Below are 18363 nucleotides of genomic sequence, written 5' to 3'. Positions count from 1 at the left end.
CCTGTATTTTATGTGACTAAATGCTAAGGACGATTTATCGAGCAGTCAAGATCAATTATTTGATAGTTATTTCGCAGCGGGTTCAGGGATTATTTTAGCGCAGGGAATTTAACCTCCCCGACGATTATCATTCTTGCCGTCACACAAAAAGAAAAACCATCATGGTGAGTAAAGCGTTTCGCGTAATTCACAAAGAACCCCGCTTTCAACACTAAAACAAACCACAGAAAGATGTAATTTAGGTTAAGACTAAAATTGAGGGCTAATTCTCAGTTCATCAATGTCGTACCGATTATTTAAGGTCCACTTTAATTTAGAAACGGCCTGGTAATATTCTTATTTTTTTATGAACGCGATCTCCCGCATTAAGTTTATATGGATCTTTTCTCCGGGCAGTGATGATAATGCCATTAATAGTATTAATCTTATGCCGCGCTGCGTGAAGGCCTGCTGAAAAGCGGGCATCGCTCTGGTATTACGGCGGGATTTTTTTAAGGCATGAATTTTTCTCTCTGGAGGATACATCCTTGTTTAAATTACATCCCCTTTTCCTGAGCCTTATTGCGGCGCAGGGAATCCTTATTCCTGTCTCACAAACCTCGGCGGCCACGCTTAAACCTTTCTCGCCTTATCTTAATGACAACAAGGCGGGTGTTTTCTGCGTCTGTAATGGCTCAACGCAAACGCTGAGCGGCGTGCAGCGGTTTGCCTCGGGACTGAGCGGCACGCAGAGCTTCACGCTGGGCGAGCTACAAAACCTTGGCGGCAGCACGGATTACTCTCTGGTGGGTAAACCGCGTCTCGATCCGGGAAATAAGGATTACCCTATTAGCATCCCCGCTGCCAACGGCGACACCGACACCTTCGAGGTCTATAATTCAGCCAATATGATCGATTTGCCACCCGTCGGGCTGGATACGCAAGTGCCCAATTACATTGACGTTAAAGGCGGACAATATATCAATGCCCGCGTGGCGCAGGTCAGTAAAGGGACAATCAACGTTGATATTGGCGCAAAAGGCGCGACAACTACCGCTGAAACCAACGGCTGGAGTATGGCTGCTAAGCAGAGCCGACTGTTTGCCGCCACCGGCAGCGGTAATATGAACTGGAATAGCGACAACCGCATTACCTTCACGTCCATTCTGCAGCCCGACGGCGAGCCTTATCTGACCCTTCCTGCCGACAGCGTGGCGACCTATAAAGGCGAGTTTAGCGTCACCACAAGGGATAACGAGACCACCCGTTTTAACGTCACCCGCTTCAGCGACTTTCAAAATTACAATAACTGGCTGATTAATCAGTTAAGCATTGGCAGGCTCAGCCCGGACAGCTACAGCAGTGAGCTGGATAAGGCGGTTTCGATCACCAGCGGCGAAATTGTCTACAGGAGGGTAGCGCAGGACCCTGGCGATGAGGCCGCACAGGATATTGGCGAACTGGTGGTGCTCAGCGCCGACGGGGCAAAAGCGACCGCGACGGTGAATAAAACGCTGGAGGTGATCAACGGTAGCAGCGCCGTACTGGCCGCTAATGGCGGTAGCGCCGTGATTAACGGTAAAGTCTCGAGCATCAGTACGGGTACCCCTGGCGGCAGCGCGCTTACGCTGCAAAGCGGTGCTACCGGCATTAATAATGGTGTCATTAATGGCAGCTTCCTCAACCTGGCGGATGGCACTGGCGTGGACAGCGCCACGGTAAACAGCTCCGTTTTCAGTTACACCGTGCTGATGGGAGATAACAGCCGTTTTCGCAACAAGGGTGTGATAAACACGGCAGGCAACGGCACCGCGCTGGGCGTTTTTGCTGGCAGCGCCATTAATAATGGCAATATCAACGTCGGCGTAGCGAACTGGTCGACGGCGGATGGTATTTTTGTTAATGGCAAAGAGGCCAGTTTTGCTAATGCCGCGGGCGGCACGCTCTATCTCGGACGTGCACTGCAGAACAGCCTGACGGATGAGGCGGCGGACGTCAGGCTGAACGATTCGCTTGGTATTCGCGTGGGAGGAGACGGCAGCGCCATCAATGACGGTCATATCGTGATTGGCTCACTAACTCAGGGCAGCACCGCAATGCGGGTGGATGCTGGTCCGAACGCCCGTTTGCAAAATAACGGTATCATCGATGTCAATGGCCATGCAGATTTCCGGCCGGATGAGAATATTGCTATGTCGGTAAATGACTCCGGCAGCGGCGGGCTGGTCGGCAACGCGGGCACCATCAATCTGAATGGCGATAACAGCACGGCGATTAAAGTCCTTGCCACCAGCGGCAACCGCGCCAGCGCGTATTCGGACGGCACCATAAACGTTAACGGCAGCGCCGATCCGCTCAACGGCACTTACAACACGGCGGTGTGGGTAAAAGGCGAGGAGGACGGTAGCGCTTATGCCAATATCACCGGCCCGATAAACCTTGGTGGTAAAGGGGCCGTCGGTATCCGCGCGGAAGGCAATGCGACGGTGGATACCGACAGCCTGTTCAATATCCGCGGCGGCGAGTATCAAACCGGCTATCTGGTGATTGGGCCAGAGGCAAAAATCAATCTTCCGGTAAACGGTCGCTATGGCGCTTACGATACCGCCTGGTACTCCACAATTTTCAACTATCAGAACGGCGCGAAGTTTGATGGCGCGGGTATGACCATCACGCCGGACGCCTCTTTTTCAACCGGGATTGCCGGCAGCGGTAGCGGAACCGGGATCAACACCAGGGGCGCGATAATTAACGTTGGGCGGTACTCAACCGGTATCAACCTCAGCGGCGGCGCGCAGGGTACCATTGATGAGGCGACCCGACTTAATCTCACCAGCTTTAATGCCACCGGCGCAGCGGTGGATGGCGACAGCACGCGGTTAACCAACCATGCCGACATCAGCGGTTTTTTCAACGGTGAAGTGGGCCTGACGGCGCAAAATAAAGGCCAGATAACCAACACCGGCAATATCAGCCTGCAGGGAGAAGAGGCATCGGGTATCAGGGCGCTAAGCAGTGCCTCAGTTGATAACAGCGGCACCATTGATGTCAGCAATGGCAGCACGGCACTTTATGCCGAAGGATTCTGGTTTCCCGGCGACGACGCGTCAACCACCATTACCAACAGCGGTACGCTGAACGTAACGGCAGGCAATGCTCCCGATTTTGCCTCGACGCACGGGGCGATCGCCCGGGGAGAACTGGCCCGCGTCAACCAGAACGGCATTGTTAATCTGTATGGTACCAACGCCATCGCCGGGCAGGTCCTTGACGGTGGCACGATTGTTACCGGCGGCTCGGTGGTGTTCCACGATCCGCGCCAGAGGGGGTATGTGGCAGGCGATTGGGAAGCCAGACTGGTCAGCAATGGCGGCAGTACCGATGTCAGCACGGCGAACTCAACGCTTTACTGGCTGAACGACCACGCCTGGCTGCAGCAGATCAATCCGGCGGAGGTCACCCTGAGCGGCGAGAATTCCGTGGGGATTGCCGCCTTCAACGGTGCTTACGTGGAGGGCACCGATCGTTTCATCGTTAACGGCGAGGGCGCAACGGCAATCCGGCTGCAAAACGGCGCCAGCGCGGTGATCAACAACCCCATCACTTTGAACGGCAACAATACGCTTGGCGGATTCAGCGACGCGGCCTTTAGCAACTTTGATAACCGTTCCGTGGTTCAGGGGGCGGGTAATAATGTTACCGGCTTCGATGTGGGCTACAGCATGACTAACAGCGGGACCATCGACCTGACGGGCGTGAACAGCACCGCTGTCCGCCTGCATGGTGGATCGCTTTATAACAGTGGCGTGATAAAAGTGGCATCGGGAATAGGTATAGAGGCCAGCGAGGGTGAGAATACCTACTTCCCTGAAAGTGCGCAGCTTGCTGCCTCAGACGGCATCGCCGCCGTGCGGGTCAACAATAACGCCAGCTTCAGGGTGCTGGGCGACGGCATTTTCCGCAACTCAATCGAGGGTGACGGCAGCGCCGATGCTATTTTGCTGGATAAAGGGGCGACGGGGCTGGCGATTGATGGCACCACCCTGACCTCTATGGGCAGCGGCAGCGCCATTAATAACCTGGCCGAAACCAGCAATATCGCCATGACCAACACCTATATTTACGCCAGAGGCAGCGGTAGCGGCATCCGTTCCGCCACGTCGTTTAATCCGCAGGGTTCCGTCACCATCGAACCGTCAGGAAGCGCCACGGGCTACACCTTTGCTAATGCCGACGGTTCTACCACCCGCAATGATATGGTTATACCGCGCGGCATCGCCATACTGGTGGGATCGGGCGGCACGGGGGTGCGGGCGAACACCAGCGGGCAGGTTATTTCAGAGGGCAATATCTACGTTACTACCGAGAGTGGCGGCTCGGCGATTGTCACCAGCACCGCCAGCGAAGTGATTAACCGGGGGGATATTTACTCCTGGAGTACCGTTGCGCCCGTTATCGATCTGCGCGGGGGCAGCACGCTTTTTATCAACGAAGGGACCCTCGGCACGCAATATCCCGAGACGCCGCTGGTGGTTGGTGGGGCCACTAACGATCGGATCGCGTTAATTGATGGCGCGGTCAATGGTGATGTCGATACCGGTAACGGCACCGATACGCTGGTGCTAACCGGGGGCACCATTAACGGCAGCCTGACCATGGGCAGCGGCGTGAATAATCAGGCTTACGTACAGAATGTCAGCCTGAAGGACGTCAGTCATATCACCACGGCGGGCGGCGAAGGCAGCACGCTGAGCCTGAGCGACATCGCGGCCAGCGGCGGCTCCTTCACCCGCGACGATCTCAGCCGCGGCGTCAATCTGGGCGCGGGCTGGAGCACCATCAACTTTCTTGACACCGACTGGACCCTGACCGACAGCCTTAAGCTGGCGCACAGCACTATCAATATCGACGGTGGCTCGACGCTGTTTGCCGGGAACGGCGTCAATCCGGTACTGGCGGGCGCAACCGGCGATTCGCTGGTGGTGAACAACGCCGGAACGCTGGATCTGACCAACGGCAGCGGATTACCGGGCGATACGCTGACCATTAACGGCACGCTGAATTCGCTTTACGGCCGGCTGCGGCTTAACAGCGTGTTAAACGGCGGCGGCGCGTTAAGCAACCAGAGCAGCGATACCCTGCGCGTGACCGGCGATGCTAACGGCACCGCGCTAATTGAAGTGACGCCAGCGGCGACCAGTACCGGCTTGCTGAGCGATATTAACCATAACGCGGTTATCGAAGCGAATGAAGGCATATCGCTGGCGCAGGTCGCCGGTAACGCCAGTGCCGACAGCTTCGCCTTGCAGGGGGGATATCTGGCAGCCGGGCCATGGAGGTACGCGCTCTACAGCTTTGCGCCGGGCAGCAGCGAGGCCGACCAGCGGCTGGTGGCGGGCAGCGGTAACCAGTTCTGGGACTATCGCCTGGCAAACGACTTCGTCACCCGCGGTGCCTCCTCCCGCGCTGCGGTGGTGCCACAGGTGCCAGCTTACGTTTCCGCACCGGTCGGGCTGATGTATTACACCGCCGCTGTCCTCGGCGATTTGCAACAGCGCCTGGGCGAGCTGCGCCATCAGCAGGATTTGCCTGCCGGAGACGGCGGCGACATGTTCGTGCGCTATACCGGCTCGAACCTGCGCTATAAGACCAGCCAGAGCTTCAATGACTTCGGCTACAATTTCGATCTGGATTACAGCGCGTTACAGGTGGGCGGGAATCTCCTGCGGCTGGACGGCGACAAAGATAGCCTGCGCGGCGGGATTGCTTATACGCGCGGCAATACTCGTCTGCGTCCTGATGCGGCTGACGGCTACAGCAGCACCACTTTCAACAGCGACAGCCTCGCGCTTTACAGCAGCTGGCTACGGGACAGTGGCCTCTATCTGGACGGCACGCTCGCTTATCACTGGCACCGTGGCGAAACGGACATTGGTCGTAAGCAAGACGTGGCGAAGATCAAAGGCAAGGGCTGGAGCGCCTCATTGCAGAGCGGCTATCCCATTGCGCTGGGCAACGGCGTGCGCCTGGAGCCGCAGGTACAGCTGATCTACATGCATCTGGCGATGGACAGTTTTACCGATAAGGAGAACCTTGCTGTCAGCTACAACGATTATAACCAGACCGCTGGACGCATTGGCGCGAAGCTTGATCGTAGCTGGAGCGATGACGGCGGCCGTCAGTACACGCCATATCTGCGTGCTAATTACTTTAAAGGCTGGGGCGGCAATGCGAAAACGACCGTTGGCGCGAAGGATATCGACGGGCTCGATCACACCTTCACCAGCGGCAAGTTCGGGCAGATGTGGGAAGCTGGCATCGGCGGCACCGCTACCTTTAGAAATGATGTGTCGCTCTATGCCGAAGCGGACTACCGCAAAGAGATTGACAGTAACGGCGCTAAGGGCTGGGACTACAACGTTGGCGTAAGGTGGACATTCTGATCGGGAGGGGCCAGGCGAAAGAGACCTGGTCCCCGTTGATTAACACACCGCGATGTTAGTAATGTCTTCATTCCGTCCGGGACGATTATTATGGTGGCAAACTGAATCACTCATAATTTTTAGCACCGTTTTATTTAGGTGTATTCTGTTTTATCTCAGCGTAACGGGCCGTTAATTGCTTCAGATGCATCTCCAGCTGAGCCCTGGCAGCAACAGGTAAAGGTTCTCCTGCAGGGTTTTGTGACAACATCCGCAGTTGCTCTTCAGCCGGTATAGAGTGATTAAATGACTGCATGGTGGAAAATACCACTGATTTCAGCTCACTGACCGTCATGTATTTCCCCTTCTTCTCATCCAGCTTGCTCAGCCGGTCGCTCAGTTGCTGTAGCTTCGTCATCCCCTGATGCCAGCCATTCAGGTTTTCCGACGGTATGCTGACAGCGTTCAACTGGCGCTGCCACTGTTTCACCAGAGGCTTAGCCTGCTCCGGCCACAGTGCGAACGCCTGTTCAACCAGCTGACGACTGTAGTCGATACTCCAGTCAGGGGGTAACTGACCCAGACGGGCTAGCTGCTGCTGTGTTTGCGTGATAAAGGCCTGCGATAAGGGCGATTGCTGGCGCAACGTATCCCGCTGGGCGGGTGTGAGTAGTTGAGGTATCGGTGTGAGGGATGCGGCAAACTGCGTATATAGCGGGTCAGGTCGGTGTAAGGCATGCCAGCCCCATGCTGCTCCCGCGCTCAACACCAGCATGGTACACATCCCGGCGGCGAAGGATTTCCAGGGTTTTATCGGCGCCGGTACCGGCGTCAACACTTCAACATTCGGCTGATGTTCCGGCTGCGCCACATACACCCATTTCACCATGTTAACCGGTTCGTTTTTCCCTACAGCGGGAATACCGGACAAAGTATCCGCAGACGTGCCCGCGCCATTCATTGCCGTTGCAGGCAGCACCATCCCGGGCTCAATGGCAGTCCCTGGACTGGATGTACTGTCACTGTTTTCCAGACGAGCCGCACTGTTGTACATCAGGGTACGCAGCGCATCAAACTGACTAAGATGCTTAAGCTCCAGACGCTGTAGTACCGCGCCCAGGCGGGTCAACTGCTGCTCCGCAAGATAAAGCTGGCTGAGGTCGCTGTAGCTTAGCGGGAGTGTACGCATCCGTTGCTGCAGACGCTGGCTCAGGCTACTGAGGATTTCCATACGCGCATGGACCGGCTGCGGCCAGAGCGCGCCCCACTGAAGGCTAATCAACGCCTCCAGGATGGACAAACCTTCAGTCAGGCCAAACAGCCCAGCCAGTTGCGTACGGGCAAGCGTGTACCAGGCTGCCGTCTGCAGCTCCACGCCATTTTGCTCAAACAGCGAAAGACAGAGTTTTTCAACATACTGCCAGTTCACATCCGGGCGCGCCGGATGTGACAGTTTGCTCAGCTCATCGCGCAGGGCGGTATAATCCGTTAGTGCGCGCGGGTCGCCGCCGGTTTTAAGATAACGTTCAGAAAAATGCGGCATAGGGATAGCTCAAGGAAGTAAAAAATAAAAGTTTTTGCCAGTCAGTATGCTGACGTCAGAGGATCAAGGAATTGTTGTTGCTTTAGATGCCGCAGCAGAATTTTCCCCTGAGGCATAAATTCAGTTCCATAACGCACGAGGCCGAGATCTTTCAGCTCGGCATCAATGGCGTAACGAAGTTCACCGGGCTGCGTCTGCTCCAGTATCACCACATCAATGTTTTTCAGGCGCGGCTCATACTTAAGCAGTACCTCTGAAAGCGTACCCATCATCTGGTGTGCGGTACCCGGCATTCCCTGCAGGATTCTGGTCATATCCGGCAGGCCGTAGTCCGGCAGATGCGCCAGCGTACCGGCGCGGCAGTTAAGGATGCGCTGCATGTTGTCGAGTACCGACAGAATGATCTGGTTTTCTTCGCTGACCTGATGCAGGTGAAGCCCGCCGGTAAAATTGCCAAAGAGGGTCTCATACAGCGACGGATGTGGGATCTCACTCATCTTTCAGTGCCTTCAGCGTCAACCGGTTGTTCCTCGCCTCAATCACCCGGGCGTTATCCGGATCGAGGTCATCACGACTCAACACCATCCGCCAGGTGTTGTTCACCTGATCCGGCGACATAAACATGCCGGCTACCGCGACATACTGCGCATTTTCATCCATCGGCATATCCACCATCACCGCCCCGCCCGGCTGCAGGCGAATATCTTTCTCCGCCACCAGATCTGCTTTGATGGCCTGACTGTCTGCCTTAAACAGTGACGGATAGTCCGTCGTATCGAACGTTTTCCGGTCTTTAAGCTGGTAAATGCGCACCACCGTCGACAGTGCTACGCCGCCGGCATTGCTGTTCACGGCTTCGCGGGCGCGTATATCCAGATGCAGGGTTTTTACCTGCTTATAAAAAATCGATTTGGTCACAGCAACGGTGCCGTCTGTCACTTTTTGAGTCAACCCACAGCCGGCGAGTATCAGTGTGATACCCGCGGCCAGCGCAATCTGAGGAAATTTACCAGCGGTAATCGCCATCTTCATCGGTCTCCCTGCGGTGAATATGTTCCTGTACCCGCTCATAGCGGCCCAGATTAATGGTTATGATTTTCGGATGTGTGGTGGTGTTTGCCACATTCAGCGGTCGCATCATGGCGGTACGACCCAGCTGCACCGCCCCTGCCTGAGGGTTGCTACTCAAGGTCGCGTCAGGCAGCAGGCTACGGTCCACGCACAGCTGCAGCCGCACATCGAGACGTGACCCGAGATACACATGCAGCAGTGCCATTAAATCCGTGTGGAGGTCGCCCCCGGGCAACCAGCCCTGCACTTCTTCCGGGTCGGTGGTGGTCAGCCTCATCAGCACCCGGCTGTTCACATCGGTGGCATAGTTCCCCATCACCGGACGATGGGCCAGGGGGACAGGCTGGCTGACGCTCATGGCCAGGGGCTTCTTCAGCGGCACACGACGTTTGTCGTGGTGCCAGATTTTCGCCCGGGTATTGGGAGCCAGCAGGCGCACCAGGGAAGCCAGACCTTCTGCAGTCCGTCCCGGCAACAGCATCACCGGCAGCAGTGCGAGGAAGCGTGATGCGGGGGCAGCGATGCTGTCCGTACAACCCTTAATTCCGAGCCCCGCCAGTCCCAGCAGATACTGCGATATATTGTCTGTCCCTCCCTCCCGGAAGCTCGCCGGGTAAGAGTATTTACGCCAGATGCGGTAGTACTGGGCAATCAGCCGGTGATTGAAAATATCGAGGAAATCCGCCGTGGCTTCATAGCCTTCCCGCCGCTGGGTGATGTCATCGATATAGTGCGTCGGCAGCGGGGACTCCCCCCCGTAGAGTCCCATAAAGGTGATGCGTACCGTCGGTGGCAGATGAGGATGCTCTGGCGGCTCAATTCCTTTGATTTCGGAGGCCGGGAAACCCATGCCCGGATGGGGTCGGAAGCGTACCGGCTCGTACTTAACCTGCCATCTGCTGCCAATGACCGGTTTATCCGGCTGGCTCTGCTCGAGTATCTGGCAGAAGCGATAAAAGTTCATGTACGGCAGGTATTGCCGCAGCTGCTCCATCAGCCGGGCAGGCGTGGACTGTGATTCTCTTTCCACCGGATGCATTTTCCTTCTGGCTGCACGATGAGGGTGAGCTGGTTGAACTGGTTCATGTCGGCATACAGCGCAAAGAACCGGTTGAGCATTTCGCCAAAGAGATGGATATCGCCCTCCCCGGTAAAACCGTTGCTGTCGAGGGTCACTTCGATATCCAGGCCCCTCAACAGGTAGCCCTGCTCAAAACGCTGAAGACGGTGGTGCTCCACCTGCTGAATCGCCTCCAGACGTCGGGTGTTCAGTTCATCTTCCTGCCAGTTATAGAGCGCCAGGGTTCCGCGCAGTACTTCGGCAGAGCTCATCATATTGAGAAAGCCGGAGCCGAGATGGCTCAGTACCCGCCAGTGAAAGCGGTCCTCGGCAGGCGGGTAGACGGGCAGTGTGGGTTTGACGAGATTTCTGACCGTTAACGGGGCCTGCACCACCTGTTCACAGCGGTCAAGCAGCGTACTCTGCAGCGCCTGGCGCGGCAACTGACCGTTGGTACCGGTAATTTGCAGCGAGACAGCTTCGCGCTCAAACAGGCGGTCATCTTCCCACTGGTGCCCGCCGAGGATAAGCCATGTGTCATACAGCCCGGTGACGCCACGCTTTACACGGGTGTGATAATATCGGGGCGGGGCATGGCGGCGCATCATCCCGCCTTTGTGACGGAAACTGCTGAACGGCACGTACTCCGCATCACCGGCCCGGTTTGAACCGGTGACCGAATCCACGGCATAAATCTCGGTGTGTCCGTCCTGCAGTCGTTTGGGGCGCAGCAGGTACTCACTTTCAAGTCCCGTAATGGTGAGCGGGTCGGCTTCCAGCGTGAACAGGTTAATCACCGGTACGCAATGGAGGCGAACGGCATCATCGGTGACCGGCAGGTCAGACGGCCACGGCGTGCTGAACACGACTTCAATGTCGAAGTACTCTGCCCCGGCAGGTGGCGTAATACCATCCAGGCCGTTGAGGTGGACAAACATAAACTTGTCGCGGAAGGTGAAGTACTCCAGCAGCAGCTGGTAACCGCTGAAGGCGCTATCGCCTTTCGGCCACAGCCCGTCCTCCTCCGCAAACCCGCCCGGCGAAAAATATCCGTCAAGTCGAATACGGTCAGTCTGTCCGGGCAGGCGCATATACAGGGCGGCCTGACGCTTAGTCAGCATCAGGTGCAGCTGGCTGCTGACCGGGGCATCTGTCCCGAGATAAAGGCTCAGGTGACTCAGGTCAGCATGGGACCAGTCCGCCTGCGTGCTGCAGGTAAAGCGCATCCGCAGCAGCGAACGCCCGTCAGGCTCAGTGGTCATGGTCACCCCTGAGATGTTCAGCGGGTTGAGCATCACATCCCGGGAAGTGCGGTATCGGCAGACCGTGTTTTTCGGCCCCACCGGGCGGGAGTAAACTTCCAGACCCGCGGGCACCACTTCCGCCATCTTCACAGCCTGAAGCGCAGGCGTAAACGCCACCACAGAGAGTGATGGAATGGTACGCAGGTAGTGTGGCCAGAGCATGCTGACCAGCCCTTCGGTCAATTCCGGCAGATCGTCGTCAATCTTCTCCCGCAGCCGCCCCATCGAGAAGGCAAAGCCTTCAAACAGGCGTTCAACGTAGGGATCCGGTGTACCAGCTTTATCCAGGTCGAGCATCGCTGCACGATCGGGATGGGTTTGCGCGAACTCTTTCGCGGCTTCACGGAGGTAGCGCATTTCTGCATCGAAATAGCGCAGGGTCTGATCTTCCATTTATTTTTGTTCCTGTGGATTTAACCGCAAAGCACGGCGGCACGGGCAGGAGCGACTGCGATCAGCCCGGCAAGTAACTGGTCCATGACCGGTGTAAGGCGAACCTTATCAGCCTCACTGCGGCCAGCTTTCAGCCGCAGGAGTTTCAGATGGCGGGCCTGTACCTCAAACAACAGCTCCGGCTCCCAGTTGCTGAGGGTCACTTCACGGGCTCGCTCACCAAGCTCGGCAAACAGGTGCACCGCCAGGTCATTTTTACCGTACTGCTCAGCAATCCGTCCCATCAGCAGGCGCAACAACCAGCGCTGACGTATCGTTGTGATCCCGGGACGGCTCTGCAACCAGTTCAGCGCCGCCTCCAGGCCTTCGCTGTCCGCCAGCGCCACGGCTTCCGGCTCCAGCGCCAGAATGTCATCGTTGCCTGCGGTTACCGGAGCGAATGTAGTGTCGTTGCCCAAACCGCCTACGGTGTCCAGCACGCTCTGCTGGATCCAGTTCAGCGTCACTTCGTCCGCAAACGGCGTACCGTCACTGAACGCCAGCGTCTCCAGCCCGGACAGGCGAGACAGCAGCCCTTTCAGGTCAGCCGCGACAATGTCGGCCAGCGTCTCCTGGCCGGATTTTGTCAGGGCCTGGTGGATGTACCACTGCAAATCCAGCCACAGATGATTGGCACCGCGGGAAAAGGTGCTGTCGGCCGTTTCCAGCATCTCAGCCCACTTTTGCTGCAGGTACAGGCGTTTGAGCAACGCACGCTGGTCTGCCCTTGGCGGCTCGATGCGCGTACGCCCCTGCGCATCCGGGGCCGGGATGGCCCGCAGGGTGTCGTGACGCAGGCTTTTCATCAGATGGTGTGCTGACAGCCAGCCGTCCGACTGCTCGCGCAGGTATTCGGTGAGGGTGCGGGCCTGAGCCAGCAAATCCTGACCGGAGGTGATCCGCCCGATGGCTGGAGCATCGCTGTGGCTGACAGACGAAGGGGGTTCGCTGGTACTGGCGTTCTGCGGTACCACCGCATCCACGCCCCCCGCTTTCTGCAGACGACTTTCCAGCGCACCGTATAGCGCATTGAGTTCAGGACGGGTTTCATCCGGCTCATTTTCGGTAAGCCCGGCGATCAGCAGCAGCGCCCCGGTGGTTCGTATCGCCTCTTCCCTCACCACTTCCGGGTACAGGGAAAGGGAGTCGGTCATGCGTGAACCGGCCAGCCATTCCAGTGCCGCCTTACGGCTGCGGTCACGCTGCGGGTGCAGTTGTGTACCAAAACGCTCCAGCAGACCGGCCAGCAGTTCGAGTCCTTCGGCCAGCCCCTGTTCACCTTCGCGGTGCAGCTTCGCCCAGCAGTAGTAGGTTGCCACACGGATATCTTTGGCGGTCGTGGTCAGCAGCTTCTCTGCCAGCCGGCAGATGAGCTCGGTATCCGCGCCGGAGAGCTTGTTGACCTCCTCGCGCATCTGCTGGAAGTCGTCGTCATAACCAGGATCCTCGCCAACAGGCGATGAACCGGACAGCGGCTGCAGCCAGCTGTCCCACTGCGCCACACGCTCACGGGTGGTGACAAGCAGGGCTTCCGGCTCGGCCTGGCAGGCACTGAGTAAGGCATTGAGTGTGCTCATCAGTAAACCTCCTCTGCATCACTGTTCGCGCTGGCGGCCTGCTCTGACGCTACTACGCCAGTAGTGCTGAAAATGGTTTCCGGCAGGCGGAACTTACGCAGCTTCAGCAGCGCCAGCGGCCCCTCTCCCACCTCGGTTCGCAGGGTGTAATTGAGTGTACGGCCGTCCTGAGCCTTCCAGCTCAGGCTGTAACTGCTGCCCACGCCCGGGTAAGACTTGACCACAGCCTTATCGAGCAGGCGTATCCAGCCCCATGCGCCAGGGATATCGGCGTACTGGCGGGTGCCCGCCTGGGTGCTTATCCAGCTCAGATTCGCCCCCTGTGCCTCGGTATCCGCAGGCCAGGTGAAGCGCTTCCACGCCGGGAGCTGATTCACATAGGTGAGTTTCTGGCTGTCGATAATCATGTCAGTCTGCATTACGCCATCGGCGGTGCCCGGTCGCAGTTCGAAGTTCATGCCGGCGTTGCCCTGCGGGAAGGCAACGTCAGATAGCTGGCTCAGGGTGTTAATGGCCTCCAGGAAGGCCGGATTAAACGTGAGCCCCTGTGAATTAATGCTGTCCGGCACCCAGCGACTCCCTTCCCGGCGCAGCACGCCTTTAAGCCGCGTCTGCAGGAATTGGGCAATACGGCCCGAGTCGGTATTCAGGTATTTCGCCAGTAACGGCAGAGAAACCTCACTGCTGGCATCACTGAAGGGATAGCGCCCGCCAAAGGCGCTGTTCCAGTCACTCACCACTGCCTGTTGCCACTGGGCGTTCAGGCTGTCTGCTGCCGGCGTCAGTACCTGCTGCCAGGCCTGCTCCATCGGCTGAACAAACACCGTCTGACCAAAACCGCTCCACTCCTGACCGAAGCCGGCGGCAATCAGGCTGCCGTAGTCGCGGGTTTCGGTCAGGTCCACGGCTTTGCCCTCAAACACCGTTTGAGCCAGGGTCCGGGTCATTGCCTGCGGGTCAGCCGCGTTGGTCACCTGCTGCAGACGCAGGCGCACCTGGGTGACACGGGTCAGATACGACTGGAGGCTCTGGGCCTGCGTACCGGTGCGGGTTTTGTCCATCAATGCAAGCACCGGGCCAAAGGTTGCATCCAGTGGCCCGTGAACACCGGCACTCTGGTCAATCGCATCCTTGTTATCCCCCCCCAGTAGATTCTTCGCCGACTTCACCAGAGAATCCGAAATCGCTTCGCCGGTCTGGCCAGTGCGCCCCTGCACATTCAGGGTGTTCATCAGCGCCACCAGAGGTGACTGACGTACGTCGGCCATCAGTGTGAGCTGGTCAATGGAATCCGACAACGTGATGGCCCGGTTCCAGCGCAGGCTGTTGAGAAACTCCAGCCAGGCCCCGCCAAAGTCTGCGAAGTAGCGTTCCGTCAGGCGCTTTTTCAGGGCTTCCGGCGAGGTCTCGTCCTGTTTATTCACCTGACGCTTACTGTCTGTGAGCACCCAGTCGAGCTCGTCCCGGCGCGCCTTCACCACTTTCTCAATGGCAGGCTGCACGGCCTGTTCCCAGGCCTGGCGGGTGAACATGCCCGGCACGATTTCGGTGGTGCTGAACAGGCGGACGGTGTCGGTATCGCCGGTCATGTCTTCAAGGCGCATATCAGCATACAGATGCGCCACCTGAGAGAGCATCTTCTGGTACAGGGTCGATTCGCTGTTACGTACGCCCATCAGGCGAACCAGCAGGGAGCGCGCCTGGCTGACCATGTTTTCATCTGCCCGCAATTTCCACTCAGGATGTGTCGCCAGCTGTGCGCCATAGAACGACAGCAGTGACGGAGCCACTCCCTGCCAGACGCCGTCTTTAACACCGCCACGCTTTGGCCAGTCGTGCAGCAGCGCAGAACTGAACCACGCTGCGTCCATGTGTTCCGGACGGGCCAGCATCAGGTAGAGCTTAAGCTGCTCCCAGGTGGTTTTTGCCATCTGCTCGCGCAGCGGGCTGCCCGGCGGCAGCGCATTAAAGGCACTGACCTGTTTCTGCAGGTGGTCTGCGGCCGCATCACGCAGCAGCGGCAGTGCGCTGTCCTGATAACGGGGCCAGAGTGCTGCCAGCAGCGCATCATTCTGACTCAGTCCGGCCTTCTCGTACCACGTCACGCCGTGTTCAGACCGGTACTGCAGGCGGGACAGCGTTTTCTGAAGTTCAGACAGCGCGTGCAGGCGCTGCTCCAGCGGCTGATTCTGTCGGGCGGCAAGCGAAGCCTGTGCATTTGCACCAGCAATCTGGCTGCGGTTGGTGACATACGCGATACCCATCCACACAGCCCAGCTCACCATCGCCAGGGCGACAACAGACGCCATCACCTTACGCCATGGGATGCCCGGCTTGCGCGGACGCAGTCCGGCAGGAAGCGTCCTTACTGACTCAGGCAGAACATCCCAGCGCTTATCCATGCCCCAGTGGTACGGCACGGCACGTTCAGCACCGGCAGAAGGCTGGCTGAACACCACGCCAGCCAGCGGCAGCGGGCGGTACGGGTTGAGCATCACCGAAAGCGGTACGGTCACGCTCTGTGGCTCGCGAATGAGCTGGTCAGCCAGCGTTAGCAAGAAGTTATGTTTCACCTCACCGCAGGTTTGCAGCAAACCCTGCGAAGTCAGTTCCGGCGTCAGGGCGGAGAGTTGTTCTGCCAGCCCTGCGGTACGACACCCGGCAGGTAACAGACAGCCGGTCGCCTGAGTAATGCGCCCTTCCGGTTTACCGGCGCGCGGATGCAGGGACCAGATATATAGGGGGAGTTTCCAGCCCAGCGCATCCATACGCGCGCTGATGGCATGAGACAGGGAATCCATGGTGCTTTCAGACGGTACCGGCAGCGGCTTCTCCAGCCCCGGCGCTGAGAGCTGATCAAAGGCTGAAGTGACCCACACCATACCATCCACCGGGCGGCGGCGCAGTTTGCGCAGCGCGCTCAGCCAGGCACTGTCTGCAGGCGTATTGAGGTCACCGCCCCACAGCAGCAACGTGCCGCGGTCTTCCTGCCAGAGCTGAGCTGTAAGACCGGGGGTCAGTTGCTCCACTTCAGTGACGGTACCGGTTACCAGCAGGATGCGGGTTTTACGTCCCCAACGTCGACCGTAGAGGTTACGCATGGCTTCACGGATGGTGTCGACGGTGACATTGCGAGGCGCGGTCCGGGCAACTCTTGATTCATCAGAAGGCAACGCACTGTTCTTCTGTTCTCGCCAGCGGTGATACTTTTCCCGCATGAACCGGAACATGAACGGCATATAGAAAACAATCAGCAAGACTATCCATACGGCAACAAATGCGAGCACTTGCTTCAGTCGGGTATCAAGGCCTTGCGAGGGGCCGAAATGCATGATCAAGGCCACTATAATTGCTGAGATGCAGGCTATTATGCCGGCAAGCCCCCCTTTGCTCCATGAACTACCCGGCATCATTATTTCCACTCCCTGAGGTAACAGTACTGACAAAACGATCAGTACCTGAAGTAAACAACCCTAAAACAGGTTTGTTGCTGACGGACACGATGTCGGCCAGTAATGTGGTTAAAAGCCACGCACTCCCGGCTCCTGGAATACCGTTATATTTTTCCAGTACATCAATTTCCTGCGGCACCCACGGTGTCAGATGTGATTGAGACGCTGTCATTAGATCAGCAAACCAGTCATTCCAGTGCCCGTAATCACAAAACACGTTTGACGTCTGACAGGCGATCGTTTGTGTTTCGAGGAACAATTCCATATCAGCCCTGAAATTTGGCATGTCCAGCGGCATCGGTCGCAATATGCGGGCGGAGTGTGAAAGCTGGTATTTTTCAGCAATATCATCGCTGGTCAGTATCATGGTCGCGAGTGCATCGGAATAATGTTCCCCCCCCTGATTCTGCAATATCAGGATCAAATCAATATCGAAAACGGGATTTTTAAGGCGCTCTTCGATCCAGGCAAAAGAAAGGGCTTCACAACATGAAATCGAACCTGTAATCGCATGCCCTGGATAAATTTTTACCCATGATTCACGAAATCGGGTCTCGAAGTCTGACGAAATCATGTCACTCACAATGGTGACGTTGAACGGCACTGTCGCAGGCAATATCGCGATCGCGCTTTGTACACCTGCCAGACCCAGTTCGAGCAAGGAGGTGGACGTCGCTGATTTCACATCAAAATGGCTGGTCAGTGAAAGAAATTGCGGCGAATCTGCAGCATCTGATTTAGCAATGGCGTCAGAGGTCACTCCGGAAGGTAGCAGTATGCTGCTTCCAAGTACGGCCAGATAGCGTCCAGCCCAGGCTTCCCACTGTTGCTGTCCGTAATCCGCTTCCTTCTGCAAAAACTGATGTTCATTGACTATTCTTCCCCACAGCCACCCCCGCAAACAAAACAGGAAAAACCAGCCAAGAACCGGGCTGGATGCCAGCCACCAGATATTGAATACAGCCAGTGCCTTAACCATGCCTGACGCATGCAGAATAAACAGCAAAATACCCACAACTGCGGCTACGCCTCCTACCAACAGCCACCCCGTAAAAGATGGCTCTGAAGGTAACTCAATCGTTGTTGCTTTCGTCCTTTCCCAACCCATTGATTATCCTACGGTGCTGTTCTGCGCACTTGAAATTACAGTACAACCGCACTGACATTTGCAGCCATTAACGACAACAGCACGACCGTTAAATGTCCGGCGCGGTGATCCTTCCACAATAGGATTCGTTCCATGTCCATCTACCGGACAACTCACCATATCACCCACTAACGCGGCTTTTTTCCCGTCGACAGTAATATTGGAAGAGGCGGAGATCACTTTTCCGCCATGAGAAGTTTTGTCACCAAGCAAAACGATACCATTGGACATAATAAACACCTGTATTTATTAGCAGTAACTTTGCATTGATTTTATTAAAATCAGGATTTTCGGATGGTGGCGATAATGTTCGATCATCTGCACTGACACAACTAACAATAAAAAATATTAGAGTACTGAGGAATAGATTATTAAT

The 18363-nt window shown here is 57.0% G+C and carries 10 protein-coding genes; 1 reads left to right on the top strand and 9 read right to left on the bottom strand.

All coding sequences use genetic code 11. The features are described from left to right. Positions 1-527 precede the first annotated feature (527 nt). Complete coding sequence (locus tag A1830_RS08910; RefSeq protein WP_067704806.1) at positions 528-6422, top strand: autotransporter outer membrane beta-barrel domain-containing protein; 5895 nt, start codon at positions 528-530, stop codon at positions 6420-6422. Between the two features lie 130 nt (positions 6423-6552). Here the strand turns inward: A1830_RS08910 and A1830_RS08905 are convergent, their stop codons facing one another. From A1830_RS08905 to A1830_RS21320, 9 genes are read right to left on the bottom strand one after another with little or no spacing between them, the layout of a single operon-like run. Then, on the bottom strand, positions 6553-7944 hold the full coding sequence (locus tag A1830_RS08905; RefSeq protein WP_067704803.1) for a VasL domain-containing protein: 1392 nt from the start codon (positions 7942-7944) through the stop codon (positions 6553-6555). Positions 7945-7985: 41 nt separating this feature from the next. Further along, positions 7986-8441: a type VI secretion system baseplate subunit TssE gene (gene tssE / locus A1830_RS08900; RefSeq protein WP_067704800.1), complete on the bottom strand. Its 456-nt coding sequence runs from the start codon at positions 8439-8441 to the stop codon at positions 7986-7988. After that, on the bottom strand, positions 8434-8970 hold the full coding sequence (tssJ, locus tag A1830_RS08895) for a type VI secretion system lipoprotein TssJ (protein WP_197473321.1): 537 nt from the start codon (positions 8968-8970) through the stop codon (positions 8434-8436). The genes tssE and tssJ overlap by 8 nt, the downstream gene beginning before the upstream one ends. After that, positions 8951-10054, bottom strand: a complete 1104-nt coding sequence (tssG, locus tag A1830_RS08890; RefSeq protein WP_067704796.1) for a type VI secretion system baseplate subunit TssG — start codon at positions 10052-10054, stop codon at positions 8951-8953. Before tssG ends, tssJ begins: the two co-directional genes overlap by 20 nt. Continuing rightward, positions 10009-11772 carry a type VI secretion system baseplate subunit TssF gene (tssF, locus tag A1830_RS08885; RefSeq protein WP_067704793.1) on the bottom strand — a complete coding sequence of 588 codons (1764 nt, stop codon included), beginning with the start codon at positions 11770-11772 and terminating at the stop codon, positions 10009-10011. Before tssF ends, tssG begins: the two co-directional genes overlap by 46 nt. A 20-nt stretch (positions 11773-11792) precedes the next feature. After that, complete coding sequence (tssA, locus tag A1830_RS08880) at positions 11793-13388, bottom strand: type VI secretion system protein TssA (protein ID WP_067704789.1); 1596 nt, start codon at positions 13386-13388, stop codon at positions 11793-11795. Beyond that, positions 13388-16801 carry an ImcF-related family protein gene (locus tag A1830_RS08875; RefSeq protein WP_067704784.1) on the bottom strand — a complete coding sequence of 1138 codons (3414 nt, stop codon included), beginning with the start codon at positions 16799-16801 and terminating at the stop codon, positions 13388-13390. The genes tssA and A1830_RS08875 overlap by 1 nt, the downstream gene beginning before the upstream one ends. Continuing rightward, complete coding sequence (locus A1830_RS08870) at positions 16788-17948, bottom strand: hypothetical protein (protein WP_067704781.1); 1161 nt, start codon at positions 17946-17948, stop codon at positions 16788-16790. Before A1830_RS08870 ends, A1830_RS08875 begins: the two co-directional genes overlap by 14 nt. Positions 17949-17951: 3 nt before the next feature. Continuing rightward, positions 17952-18218 (bottom strand): PAAR domain-containing protein, encoded by a 267-nt coding sequence (locus tag A1830_RS21320; RefSeq protein WP_073980983.1) that lies wholly within the window; start codon positions 18216-18218, stop codon positions 17952-17954. Positions 18219-18363: the final 145 nt, after the last annotated feature.

Source organism: Erwinia sp. ErVv1 (genome assembly GCF_900068895.1).
GTDB lineage: Bacteria > Pseudomonadota > Gammaproteobacteria > Enterobacterales > Enterobacteriaceae > Erwinia.
The sequence above is the reverse complement of the archived record's forward strand: the minus strand, read 5'-3'. Positions and strand labels throughout refer to the sequence as shown.